Source organism: Methylobacterium sp. Leaf104 (assembly GCF_001422885.1).
Lineage (GTDB): Bacteria > Pseudomonadota > Alphaproteobacteria > Rhizobiales > Beijerinckiaceae > Methylobacterium.
Genome location: NZ_LMMZ01000034.1, coordinates 127,777 through 139,465 on the forward strand (window position 1 = coordinate 127,777; position 11,689 = coordinate 139,465).

Genomic DNA, 11,689 nt, shown 5'->3' on the forward strand with positions numbered 1-11,689 from the left:
GTCCGGGTGCATGCACGTTGAAGAGAGGGGCTCAGGTCGCGCGGGGCCCGCAGAAGCGATCCGGCAATCCGTCACGCAGCCCTCTCAAGCGGAACCATGACGGCCGCTGACGCTGCACTTGCGATATGAGCTTTCGCGCCTGCGAAGTCAATGGCCGCGGTCGAGGACATGCGCGGGGCGCGGGTCGTCGCCGTCCGGTCGCGGCGTTGGCCCGGCGAATGGATTGACGCCGCGGCAACACTGGCGTGTTACGTCGTGCCGGGAGCCGGGCCGCCCGGCGCTTCACGGGTCCGGATGATCGCGCGCCACACCCTCACCTATGTCGGCTCGCGGGGCGTCGCCGCCGGCCTGAACATGGGCGCCCTCGCGGTGTTCACCCGGCTCGCGCCCACGGACGTGTTCGGGCTCTACCTGCTCACCCTGTCCTGGGCGCTGGTGCTCTACAGCGCCACCTGCCAGTGGCCGAAATTTTCGTTCTTCGCCCTCTACGCGGAGGACCGGGCGATCCTGCAGGTCGGCACCGTGGTGCGTCTCCTCGGCGCCATGGTGACCCTGGCGGCGGTGATCGCGGCCGGCGCGGCCGGCCTCGGGCTCCTCGATCCGCTCGCGGCGCTCGCCATCTTCATCGCCGTCTTCGGCATGATGGCCTTCGAGGGCGCCGCCGAGATCGCGCGGACGCGGCTCGAGGTCGGCGCGGTCGCCCTGTCGGTGGTGCTGCGTGCCAGCCTGGTCCTGGCTCTCGGCAGCACCGCCCTCCTCCTCGGCGGCGGCGCGATCCCGCTGCTCCTGGCCACCGCGGGCGCCAACATCGTCGCCGCCCTGCCCACCCTCTCCGTCATCCGCGGCCTGCTGCGGGGCGGCGGCAGCTGGGCGGAGGCGCGCGGCCTCCTCGCCTATGGCTGGCCCCTGGTGCTGTCCTTCGGGGCCGCCGCCCTGGCGCAGACCGCCGACCGCCTCGTCATCGGCGCCAGCATCGGCGTGTCGGAACTCGGCGCCTACGGCGCCTTCGCCGATTTCCTGCGCCAGAGCTTCGTCGTCTTCGGCGACAGCGTCGCCCTGGCGCTGATCTCCATCGCCAAGCGGGACGCCCGGGACGGCGGCATCGCGGCGGCCCGCCCGGTGCTGGAGGATGCCATCCGCCTCCTCACGGTGATCGCGGCCTTCGGCGCCGTGTTCTTCCTGGCCTTCGACGGCATCCTCGTCACCCTGCTGCTCGGGCCGGATTACCGCGAGACCGCCCTGCGGGTGGCGCCGCTGCTGGTGGCGGCCAGCATCCTGCAGATGTTCCGGTCGTACTATTTCGGACAGGTGATCTACTTCACCCAGAAGAGCCACCTCGACGCGGTCGCCTCGGTGACGCTCCTCGTGGCGATCGGCGGCCTCTCGGCCGTGCTCATTCCTCGCTATGGCGTCGAGGGCGCGGCCATCGCCATGGCGACCGGCCAGGGCCTGGCCTGCCTGGTCTTCGTCCTCGGTTCCCGGGAGCGCTTCCGCATGCCGGTCCCCCTGCGCGACCTCGCGGTGATCGCCGGTCTGGCCTTGGCCTGCGCCGCCGCGATCGCAGGGCTCGACCGGCTTCCCCTCGCACCGGGCCTCAGCCTCGGCCTGCGCCTCGCCTGCCTCGCCGCGGTCTCGGCCGGCACGGCCTGGGCGTTCAACATCCTCGGTGTCGCCGACCTCGCGGCCCGCCGCTTCAAGCGAGCCGCCTCGTGACCAGGACCGCCGCGCGCAGCATCGTGACGCCCGACGGCCTCGTCGTCGCCCTGCGCCCTCTGCAGGCCGATGCGCCCTGGGTCGCGGCCTGGCACGACCTCGGCCGCCGGCCCCTCCTCGACAACCTGTTCTACGATCCCGACTACGCCCTGCCGGCCGCCGACGCCTTCGGCCGGGACGTGCAGGTCGCGCTGGTCGGCGACCGGCTCCCGGAGGAGCCGGGCCTGCGGCTGCTCGGCGTCTGGCCCGTCCAGGTCAGGCGTTGGCGCTGGGGCCTGCCCCTCCTGCTGGCGATGGGCTGGATGCACGATTTCGGCATCTTCGGCGCGCCGCTCCTCGACGGAGCCGAGCCGGCGCGCGCCCTCGACGCGCTGGTCTTCGGCCTACGCCGCCTCGTCGGCCCGCGCCTGATGCTGACCCATGTGCCGACCGCCGGCCCCTTCGCGGACCTGCTGTCGGACTGGCTCGACCGCCACGCCCTGCGCCATGCCCGCTTCTGGGCGCATGAGCGCGCCTTCCTCGACCTGACCGACCGGGACGCGGACGGGCGCGCGACCTATCTCGGGCACCTGTCCTCCCGCAAGCAGCGCAAGCTACGCCAGGCCTGGGACCGCCTGAGCGCGGACGGCCCGGTCACCTTCGAGACGATCCGCGATCCGGCGGCGCTGCCGGCGGCCATCGACGACTACATCGCCCTGGAGGGCGCCGGCTGGAAGGGCGCGCGCGGCACCGCCATCGCGGACGACGCGATCCAGACCCGGATGATGCGGGCCTTCACGGCCCGCTTCGGCGCGCGCGGCGCCGTTCGCATCGACCGCCTGCGCCGGGAGGGCCGCACCCTGGCCGCCGTCGTCAGCTTCACCACGCGCGGGCAGCTCTGGAGCCTGAAGATCTCCTACGATTCCGCCGTCGCCCGGCACTCGCCCGGCGCCCTCGCCTTTCATCGCCTGACCCAGGCCGTCGTCGCCGACCCGGCCCTGACCCGCGCGGATTCCTGCGCGCCGCCGCATTATCCCCTGCCCGAGACCTTTTGGACGGAGCGCCTGGCCCTCGCCCATATCCTCGTGGAGGCGCCGGGCGGCGACCGCTTGTTTCCCCTCGCGGCCCGCCTCGAAGGCTGGCGAGCCGAGGCCAGTCTGCGCCTGAAGGCCTGGCGCGACCGCCTGCGCGCCCGCGTCTCGGGCAAGGCCGCCGAGCGGGCCCCCGACCCGGACGCCTGACGGTGCCCGCGCCGCCTCAGGCCGCCCGCGCCGCCGAACCGTTCCCCTCCTCCGACAGGTCCTGGGCGAGCCGGGCCGCCTCGGTGACGAAGCGGCGGCGGACCGAGCCCGCGAAGGGATTGGATCGCTCGATGGCGTCGAAGACTTCCGGCGCGTCGTGGCGCACCATCTCCACCGCCTGCATCAGGAGGTCGAAGCTCCGGGTGGTCATGCGCGTCGGGAGTGGCTCCATCCGCACCATCACCCTGGCGATGAGGTGGGTCAGGCCCTGGACCGCCGCGGCGTCCCGGTCATGGGCCTCCGGCGTCGTCAGGATGACGTCGAGGCCGAGGCATCGGCGCAGGAAGGCGGCGACGTCGCGGGTCCGGCCGCCGCGGACCTCGCAGAGCGCGATCTTCAAGCCCCGGATCCCGTCGCGGGCGCTCTGCGGCCCGAACAACGGGTGGGTCGCGACGATGGCGACGTGCTCCGGCAGTCCGTCGCGCATCGCCGCCGCGGCGACCGCCTTCACCGAGCCGACATCGAGGACGAGGGCGCCCGGGCGGAGATGCGGGCCGATTTCCGCGACGATGCCGGGAATCGCCGGGACGGGCACCGCCAGGATCACGACCGGGCAGCCGGCCGCGGCGCGCAGGGAGCCGGCGACCACGCCGGCCTCCGCTTCGGCCGGCATCGCCGGATCGTAGGCGTGAACGGTGAAGAACGGCGCGAGATGATGCGCCACGAGGCGGCCGAAGGCGCCGTAGCCGATCAGGCCGAGGCCGGGACGGGAATTCACACAGGGATGGGACAGCACGGACGCGACCTCGGTGGAAGCCGGGCCGTCGACGGTCGAGTCCTGGAGAGAGAGCAACCGCCGACGACGCAGCGGTTGAGACATGACGAGCCCCGCGCCGCTAAGGATGCGGCGCCGGATACGAGGTGGGGCGAAGGACGGTCGTCATGGTGGCGCCTCTCTAGGGGCGCAGCGGCCTCGGCGTCAATGCGGGGGCCCCGTCAGGCCGGCGCGTACTGCATCTCGCCGTTGCCGAAGGACCAGTTCTCTTTCACCACCTCGACGAGATTGACGAAGACGTCCTCGCGCCGGATGCCCGCCCTCTCGGCGATGCCGTCGGCGATCTGCCGGTAGAGGGCGCGCTTGACCTCGACCGAGCGTCCGGCGTTCCAGGTGATCTGGATGATGACGAGGTCGTCCGTGTAGGTGACGCCGAGGTAGCCCGCCTCCGGCGCGACGATCTCCCCCGCCTCGTGGCGGGTGACGATCTGAAACTTGTCGTTCTCGGGGACGTTCGCGACGGCACGCATCGCGGCATACACGACGTCGCCCACGATCCGGGCACGGTCAGGCGGTGCCGAGCGGTTCAGGTCTATGCGGACGAGGGGCATCGCGGTCTCCAGGCTGGCTTGCGTCGGCCCATCCGGCCTCACCAGCCGAAGCGGGCGATCTCGCCGAGGCGCGCCTGCACGGCGGCCTCGTCGCGGCCGAGGGCGGCGGCGCGCTGCGATAGGGAGTAGCACGTCGGGCAGAAGCCGAGCTGCATCAGCGGAATGCCGTCGGCGCGCGCCCGGGACACCGATCCGATCAGGCAGGCGATCACCGAATCGCCTGCCGGGAGGCCGATGCAGTCGGCCCGCGGGCTGCCGAAGACCGGCCGGTTCGGCCAAGCGAGCGACACCGTGGTGCCGCCGCGCCGGTCCGGTGCCGGGGGCACCGTGTAGCTGCGCACGAACAGGGCCGCGAAGAGCAGGACGAGGCCGGGGAGGATCAGGGCGCGCATGGCGTGCTCGTTCCGTCAGGCCGGCTCGTCGAACCGGCTCCAGCGGAACACCTCCGTGCCCGCGCCGTCGATCACCCGCACGGCCTCGGCCGGGGCGCCGCTGCGCTGCGGCGCGCGCGCCCGGGCGAACAGGGTCAGGGCGCGCTCCTTGGCGGCCTCGACGGTGAAGGTGCGCACGGAGATGCGCTGGCTCACCGTGTCCTCGCCGCGCGCGCCGGCCTCGTCCTCGGAGGCGAGCACTTCGATGTGGTAAGTCTCGCGCGGCTTCACGGCGGCTCCATCACGCTGGCATGGTCCGACCATCCATAGCCGCAGGCGGCGCGCCTTGGCATCACCCTCGGCACCACGGCGGGCCTGGTTGCGACGAAAAAGGCCGGGCATCGCGGCCCGGCCTTCCGAATGCGTGGATCGCGACTCAGCGTGACGATGCGCCGGAATGCGCCGGACCCGGCGCGGTGGTGCCGGGCGCGATGGCGCGGCCCGCGCTCGGCAGGGGGGCGGCGTTCGGGTTGCGCACGGCGCCGGCACCCGGCGCCGTGCCGGTGGTCGCGGGCGAGCCCGAGGTGCTGCTGCCGATGCTGCTGCCGGAGCCGTTGATCGTGCTGGCGCCGCCCCCCGTCACGGAGGTCTGGGCCTGCGCCGCGCCGCCCAGGGCGAGGCCGACGGTGCTGGCGAGGATGAGGGTCGGAATGCGCATGGCACCGGTCTCCTGACGGAAAGGGATTGCGAAGGATCGTCTCCGGGGACCAACGCGGCTCGGGAAGGGCCGGTTCAGATCGCATTCCCGTCCGGGCAGGGTGCAAGCCGCGGCGGGATGTGGTTTGGTGGCCGCACCGCCCGAACGCGACTCCCGGCCGGACCCTCTCCGGCCCATCGAACAGAGAAATCCATGGCGACGACGCCCTTTGTCACGGCCGAATGGCTCCAGGCCCGCCTCGGCGCGCCCGATATCGTGATCCTCGACGGGTCCTGGTACCTGCCGGCCCAGGGCCGCGATGCCCGGGCCGAGTACCTCGCCGGGCACATACCCGGCGCGATCCGGTTCGACATCGACACGATGAGCGACGAGACCTCGCCCCTGCCCCACATGCTGCCGCGCCCGGAGGTCTTCGCCTCCCGCATGCGCGCCCTCGGCGTCGGCGACGGGGCCCACATCGTGGTCTATGACGGGATGGGCCTGTTCTCGGCGCCGCGGGTGCGCTGGATGCTCAAGACCTTCGGCGTCCGCGACGTCGAGATCCTGGAAGGCGGATTCCCGGCCTGGGTCGCGGCGGGCTATCCCGTCGAGGAGGGCGAGGGACGCCCGCGCGCCCGCCGCCACTTCACCGCGCGTCTCGACCACGGCGCGGTGGCCGATGCCGGCGACATTGCCCGTGCCCTCGAATTGGGCAATGCCCAGGTCGTCGATGCGCGCTCCGGAGCGCGCTTCCGCGGCGAGGAGGCGGAGCCCCGCCCCGGTGTCCGGCCCGGCCACATGCCGGGTGCCCGCAACGTCCACTACGCCGCGCTGCAGAGCCAGGGCCGACTGAAGGACGAGCCGGCCTTGCGGGCGGTCTTCGCCGAGAACGACGTCGACGTGAGCAGGCCCGTGTTCACCACCTGCGGCTCGGGCGTCACCGCCGCCATCGTCGGGCTGGCGCTGGAGACCCTGGGGCGGCCGCCCCGCGCCCTCTACGACGGCTCCTGGTCGGAATGGGGTTCCGATCCCGAACGTCCGGTCGCCACCGGCCCGGCCTGACACGCCGCCTTGCCGAACCCCGACCCTCCGGCGCTCCCCGTCGCCGCGCCGGAGCGCCAGCGCTCCCAGGGGCGGATCCACCTGCGCGTCGCCTGCGCGGACGGGCACGACACCCGCATCCTCGACATCGCGGAGGGCGGCCCGCTGCGCCTGCGCCTGCCGCGTCGCCCGAAGGGTCCCTGCGAGGCGGTCCTGCTGAACACCGCCGGCGGGATCGCCTGCGGCGATGCCTTCCGCGTCACGGCCGATGTCGGCGCGGGTGCCGACCTCACCCTGACCACCACGGCGGCCGAGAAGGTCTATCGCTCGGACGGCCCGGTGAGCCGCGTCGCCACCGCGGTGACCGTGGGGGCCGGGGGCCGCCTCGCGCACCTGCCGCAGGAGACGATCCTGTTCGACCGGGCCGCCCTGGCCCGCCGGTTCGAGGCGGATCTGGCGCCGGGCGCCCATCTCCTCGCCTTCGAGGCGATCACCTTCGGGCGCACCGCCCGCAACGAGCCGATGACGCGGGGCCACCTCAGCGACACCTGGCGCATCCGCCGCGACGGACGGCTCGCCTACGCCGACACCCTGCGCCTCGACGGCGCCCTGTCGGACCAGCTCGCCCGCGCAGCGATCGGCAACGGCGCCCGCGCGATGGCGACGATGCTCGACGTCTCGCCCGCGGCGGAGGGGCGGCTGGAGGAGGTCCGCGCCATCCTCGACGCGACCGGCGCGGCGGGCGTCGCCGCCGCGGCCAGCGCCTGGAACGGCCACCTCGTCCTGCGCCTTCTCGGCCGCGATCCGGACGCCCTGCGGGCCGTCGCGCAGCGCGCCCTGACCGCCTATCGCGGGCGGCCCCTGCCCCGCGTCTGGCAGACCTGAGGCCCCATGGGCGGAAGAGCGCCGGGCGCTCGTGCGCGGGCGGCTCGGTGCGGCGGGGGCGGACGCGCGCAGAGCCGTGCGAGCGCACCGGCCGCGGGGCGTTCCCTCACGGCACGGAGAATGCGAGCTCGGGGGTGTTCGCACGCGGAGGCCGGGTCCGACCCGGCCTGACCCTGGGGCGATGGTGTCGCGTCGCGGCGATCGAGGAGACCGGAACCCATGCTGCCCACGATCCTGGACATCGCGAGCCTGCGGGCGGCCTTCGCCTCCGGACGCCTCGATCCGGTCGGCCTCGCCGAGATCGTTGCCGAGCGGATGGCGGCCTCGCCGGACCCGGCGATCTTCATCACGCCGGTCGCGCGCGCCGACCTGATCGCGTCGGCCCGCGCCCTGATGGCGGCCCATCCGGAGCCGAACTCCCTGCCGCTCTGGGGCCTGCCCTTCGCCGTCAAGGACAACATCGACGTGGCGGGCCTGCCCACCACCGCCGCCTGCCCGGCCTTCGCCTACACGCCCGAGCGGGACGCCGAGGTGGTGGGGCGGCTGAAGGCGGCGGGCGCCCTGGTGACCGGCAAGACCAACCTCGACCAGTTCGCCACCGGCCTCAACGGCACCCGCTCGCCCTACGGCGCCCCGCGCAGCGTCTTCGACGCCGACTACGTCTCCGGCGGGTCGAGCTCCGGCTCGGCCGTGGCCGTGGCGGCCGGGCTCGCCTGTTTCAGCCTCGGCACCGACACCGCCGGCTCTGGCCGCGTGCCGGCGGCCTTCAACAACATCGTCGGGATCAAGCCGACGCCGGGGGCGCTGAGCACCACTGGGCTCGTGCCGGCCTGCCGCAGCCTCGACTGCATCACCGTCTTTGCTGCCACCGTCGGGGACGGCGTCGCCGTGCGCCGGATCGCCGAGGGTTTCGACCCGGCCGATCCCTATTCGCGTCGGGCGGTCCCGCATCCGCTCCCGGCGGCGGGCCTGCGCTTCGGCGTGCTGACGCCGGCCGAGCGTGCGTTCTACGGCGACACCGAGACGGCGGCCCTCTACGACGCCGCCATCGCCCGGCTGGAGCGCCTCGGCGGGGTCGCGGTGCCGTTCGACTACGCGCCGTTCCGCGCGGTCGCCGCCCTCCTCTACGACGGCCCCTGGGTCGCCGAGCGGCTGGCCGCCCTCGAGGCGTTCCATGCCGACCACGCCGCCGCGATGGATCCGAGCGTGCGCGCGATCACCGAATCGGCGCGCGGCTACAGCGCGGTCGACGCCTTCCGCGGCCGCTACGCGTTCGAGGCCTGCAAGCGCCGCACCGACACGATCCTGGCCGAGATCGACGTCCTGCTGCTGCCGACCTCCCCGACCACCTACTCGGTGGCCGAGATGGAGGCCGAGCCCATCGTCCGGAACAGCCATTTCGGCCGCTACACCAATTTCGCCAACCTGCTCGGGATGGCCGCCATCGCGGTGCCGGCCGGGTTCCGCCGGGACGGCCTTCCGGCGGGGGTGATGCTGGTCGGCCCCGGCTTCAGCGACGAGGCCCTGGCGCCCTGGGCCGATGCCCTGCATCGGACCCTCGGCGGCGGCATGGGCGTCGATCGGGCCGGCATGTTGCCGGAGGAGAGCCGTGTCGCCCCGGGCGCCTCCGGGCAGATTCCCCTGGTGGTGGTCGGCGCCCATCTCACCGGCCTTACCCTCAATCACCAGCTCCGGGAGCTCGGCGCGACCTTCCTGCGCGCGACCCGTACGGCGCCCGATTATAGGCTCTACGCCCTGCCCGGCACCGTGCCGCCGAAGCCCGGCCTCGTGCGGGAGCCCGGCTTCGCGGGCCCCGGCCTGGAGGTCGAGGTCTGGGGCCTCGATCCGGCGGCTTTCGGGCGCTTCGCCGCCGCGATCCCCGCGCCCCTCGGGATCGGCAAGATCGCCCTCGCCGACGGCGAAGCCGTCTCGGGCTTCCTGTGCGAGGCCCATGCCGTCGCGGGCGCACCGGAGATCACCCGGCACGGGGGCTGGCGCGCCTATCTCGCAGCGGGCCGCGCCTGAGGCGAACCCGCCTGCCCTTGCGAGGGCCGGCGGCCTTGCCCTAAACCCCGGGCGCTGCGGGTCCGGCGACCGGCCGGCCGGCTCGGCAGGCCCCGAGCCCGCATCGAAGAGGATCCGGGTTTGCCGCGCACCCTACGCTGTCGCCTCGACGCCTTCAGCCAGATCGAGGCGGACGGGAGCCCGGACACGTGGCGCGCGACCGGGTCCGACCCGTATTTCCGCCTCTGGCCGCCGAAGGGACGCCGGCGCCATCGCGGCGGCTGGGTCCGCCTGCGCGCCGACCTCACCTCCTTGGACCGCACCAAGCTCGTCCCGATCCTCTACGTCGATGACGGAAAGGGCTTTCGCGAGACGCTGACCATTCCGCTGGAGGCCGACGCCGCCGGCATCGACAATCTCGTGCATCTGCCCCGCCGGGTCCGCGGCCTGCGCCTCGATCCGATGAGCGGCGCCGGGCGCTTCCGCCTCGGCGACGTCTCCCTGACCTATCTCGGACCGGTCGGCGCCGTGGCCGAGACCGCCCGCCGCCTCGTGAACACGCTGCCCGAGGCCGAGCGCGCGCCGGCCCGGATCCTCGCGCGCATCCGCTCCGCCTGGCGCGAGAAGGGCGCCGCCGAGTCGTGGCGGGACTTCCGCGCCAGCGCCCGGCCGCGCCCGGTGCCGGCCTCCTACACGGCCTGGATCGACAAGGTGGAGACGCCCGGCCGCCTCGGAGTCGCGGCCATGCGCGCCGAGATCGCGGGCTTTCGCCTGCGCCCGCGCATCTCGATCGTCATGCCGGTCTACGACACCCCCCATCGCTGGCTGAAGGCCGCCATCGCCTCGGTGCAGGCCCAGGCCTATCCCGACTGGGAACTCTGCCTCTGCGACGACAACTCGCCGGACCCGCAGATCTGGCCGCTGCTCCAGGCCTTCGCAGCGGAGGACCCGCGCATCAAGCTCCATCGCCGTACCACGAACGGGCGCATCTCGGCCGCCACGAACGACGCCATGGCGCTGGCGACCGGCCACTACATGACCCTGATGGACCACGACGACGCGATTCCCGACAACGCGCTCTACGAGTTCGTCCGCATCCTCAACGCCGACGAGACCGTCGACTTCATCTATTCCGACGAGGACAAGATCTCGATCGAAGGCGTGCGCTACGATCCGTTCTTCAAGCCGGACTGGTCGCCCGAAGCCCTCGAAGCCTGCATGTACACCGCCCACCTGGCGCTCTACCGCAGGGACATCGTGGCGCGGATCGGCGACTTTCGCGACGCATGCAACGGCGCGCAGGATTACGACTTCGTCCTGCGCTACACCGAGCACGTCCGCAACGTCGTCCACGTGCCGAAGGTGCTCTATCACTGGCGCGCGATCCCGGGCTCCACCGCCCAGACCATGGACAACAAGGACTACGTCGTCGCCGCGGCGATCCGCGGCCTCGAGGACCGCGCCCGGCGCACCGGCGCACTCGACTTCGCCCGCTCCAGCCTGTTCAAGGGCTGCTTCGAGATGCGGCGCAAGCTCACCGAGCGCCCGCGCGTCTCCATCGTGATCCCCACCGCCGGGCGCGACAGCACCGTCGGCGGCCGGACGGTGGATCTCCTCGCCGCCTGCCTCGACAGCGTGGCCGCGACCAGCACCTATGCCGAGATCGAGTTCGTGGTGGTGGACAACGGCGATCTGCGCCCCGACACGGAGGCGGCCCTCGCCCGCCACGGCGCCCGGCGCGTGACCTGGTCCGAGCCGGTCTTCAACGTGGCCGCCAAGATGAACCTCGGCGCGGCCGAGGCGAGCGGCGCGGTGCTGGTCTTCCTGAACGACGACATCGCCGTCATCACCCCCGACTGGATCGAGGCGATGCTGGCGCAGTTGCAGATCCCCGGCGTCGGCGCCGTCGGCCCCAAGCTCCTGTTTGAGACCGGAGAGATCCAGCATGCTGGTGTCTCGATCGTCGACGCCACCCCAGACCATGTCCGCCGCGGCTATCCCGGCGACGATCCCGGGCACTTCTTTTCCACGGTCGGCAGCCGCAACTACCTCGCCGTGACCGGCGCCTGCGTGATGGTGCGCCGCGCCGATTTCGTTGCCATCGGCGGCTTCGATGCGGGCTTCGCGGTCAATTACAACGACGTCGACCTGTGTCTCCGGCTGCGCGAGCGCGGCCTGCGCAGCGTCTACTGCGCCCAGGCGAGCCTCTACCATTACGAGAGCCGCAACCGGGCCCGCACGGTGGACCCGGCCGAGCACCAGCGCTTTCGCGATCGCTGGGCGGAGAAGCTCCCGCGCGATCCCTATTACGGCGAATGGTTCGAGGCCTTGCCCCCGACCTTCGAGCTCGACCCGGCCCGCTTCTGAGCCTT

Annotated in this window: 11 protein-coding genes; 6 read left to right on the forward strand and 5 right to left on the reverse strand. The window is 73.1% G+C overall.

Annotation, left to right across the window (positions count from 1 at the left end; genetic code table 11):
- The first annotated feature begins 294 nt into the window (after positions 1-294).
- Both ASF49_RS15840 and ASF49_RS15845 read left to right on the forward strand, forming a co-directional pair.
- On the forward strand, positions 295-1,713 hold the full coding sequence (locus ASF49_RS15840; RefSeq protein ID WP_056474813.1) for a lipopolysaccharide biosynthesis protein: 1,419 nt from the start codon (positions 295-297) through the stop codon (positions 1,711-1,713).
- On the forward strand, positions 1,710-2,933 hold the full coding sequence (locus ASF49_RS15845) for a GNAT family N-acetyltransferase (protein WP_056474816.1): 1,224 nt from the start codon (positions 1,710-1,712) through the stop codon (positions 2,931-2,933). The genes ASF49_RS15840 and ASF49_RS15845 overlap by 4 nt, the downstream gene beginning before the upstream one ends.
- 16 nt (positions 2,934-2,949) lie before the next feature.
- Here ASF49_RS15845 and ASF49_RS15850 read toward each other — a convergent pair whose 3' ends face one another.
- The 5 genes from ASF49_RS15850 to ASF49_RS15870 all read right to left on the reverse strand — a co-directional run bounded on the left by ASF49_RS15850 (position 2,950) and on the right by ASF49_RS15870 (position 5,408).
- Positions 2,950-3,726, reverse strand: a complete 777-nt coding sequence (locus tag ASF49_RS15850) for a prephenate dehydrogenase (protein ID WP_279292601.1) — start codon at positions 3,724-3,726, stop codon at positions 2,950-2,952.
- Positions 3,727-3,929: 203 nt separating this feature from the next.
- Positions 3,930-4,319: a tautomerase family protein gene (locus tag ASF49_RS15855; protein WP_056474820.1), complete on the reverse strand. Its 390-nt coding sequence runs from the start codon at positions 4,317-4,319 to the stop codon at positions 3,930-3,932.
- Positions 4,320-4,357: 38 nt separating this feature from the next.
- Entirely contained in the window at positions 4,358-4,711 is a 354-nt protein-coding gene (locus tag ASF49_RS15860; RefSeq protein WP_056474823.1) for a hypothetical protein, read from the reverse strand.
- Between the two features lie 15 nt (positions 4,712-4,726).
- On the reverse strand, positions 4,727-4,981 hold the full coding sequence (locus tag ASF49_RS15865; RefSeq protein WP_243214571.1) for a hypothetical protein: 255 nt from the start codon (positions 4,979-4,981) through the stop codon (positions 4,727-4,729).
- 145 nt (positions 4,982-5,126) lie between these two features.
- Positions 5,127-5,408: a hypothetical protein gene (locus ASF49_RS15870; protein WP_056474826.1), complete on the reverse strand. Its 282-nt coding sequence runs from the start codon at positions 5,406-5,408 to the stop codon at positions 5,127-5,129.
- Between the two features lie 192 nt (positions 5,409-5,600).
- Here ASF49_RS15870 and sseA point away from each other — a divergent pair, with 192 nt between their 5' ends.
- The 4 genes from sseA to ASF49_RS15890 all read left to right on the forward strand — a co-directional run bounded on the left by sseA (position 5,601) and on the right by ASF49_RS15890 (position 11,684).
- On the forward strand, positions 5,601-6,449 hold the full coding sequence (gene sseA / locus ASF49_RS15875) for a 3-mercaptopyruvate sulfurtransferase (protein WP_056474829.1): 849 nt from the start codon (positions 5,601-5,603) through the stop codon (positions 6,447-6,449).
- Positions 6,450-6,458: 9 nt separating this feature from the next.
- Positions 6,459-7,313 (forward strand): urease accessory protein UreD, encoded by an 855-nt coding sequence (locus tag ASF49_RS15880; protein ID WP_056474832.1) that lies wholly within the window; start codon positions 6,459-6,461, stop codon positions 7,311-7,313.
- Positions 7,314-7,532: 219 nt separating this feature from the next.
- Complete coding sequence (atzF, locus tag ASF49_RS15885; RefSeq protein WP_056474835.1) at positions 7,533-9,338, forward strand: allophanate hydrolase; 1,806 nt, start codon at positions 7,533-7,535, stop codon at positions 9,336-9,338.
- Positions 9,339-9,458: 120 nt separating this feature from the next.
- Positions 9,459-11,684, forward strand: coding sequence for a glycosyltransferase family 2 protein (locus tag ASF49_RS15890; RefSeq protein WP_056474837.1), 2,226 nt, complete (start codon positions 9,459-9,461; stop codon positions 11,682-11,684).
- Positions 11,685-11,689 lie beyond the last annotated feature (5 nt).

Bases quoted from the DNA above. Each gene is read 5' to 3' on its own strand.
- ASF49_RS15860 (WP_056474823.1), bottom strand. From the start codon at position 4,711: ATGCGCGCCCTGATCCTCCCCGGCCTCGTCCTGCTCTTCGCGGCCCTG.
- sseA (WP_056474829.1), top strand. From the start codon at position 5,601: ATGGCGACGACGCCCTTTGTCACGGCCGAATGGCTCCAGGCCCGCCTC.
- atzF (WP_056474835.1), top strand. From the start codon at position 7,533: ATGCTGCCCACGATCCTGGACATCGCGAGCCTGCGGGCGGCCTTCGCC.
- ASF49_RS15855 (WP_056474820.1), bottom strand. From the start codon at position 4,319: ATGCCCCTCGTCCGCATAGACCTGAACCGCTCGGCACCGCCTGACCGT.
- ASF49_RS15870 (WP_056474826.1), bottom strand. From the start codon at position 5,408: ATGCGCATTCCGACCCTCATCCTCGCCAGCACCGTCGGCCTCGCCCTG.
- ASF49_RS15840 (WP_056474813.1), top strand. From the start codon at position 295: ATGATCGCGCGCCACACCCTCACCTATGTCGGCTCGCGGGGCGTCGCC.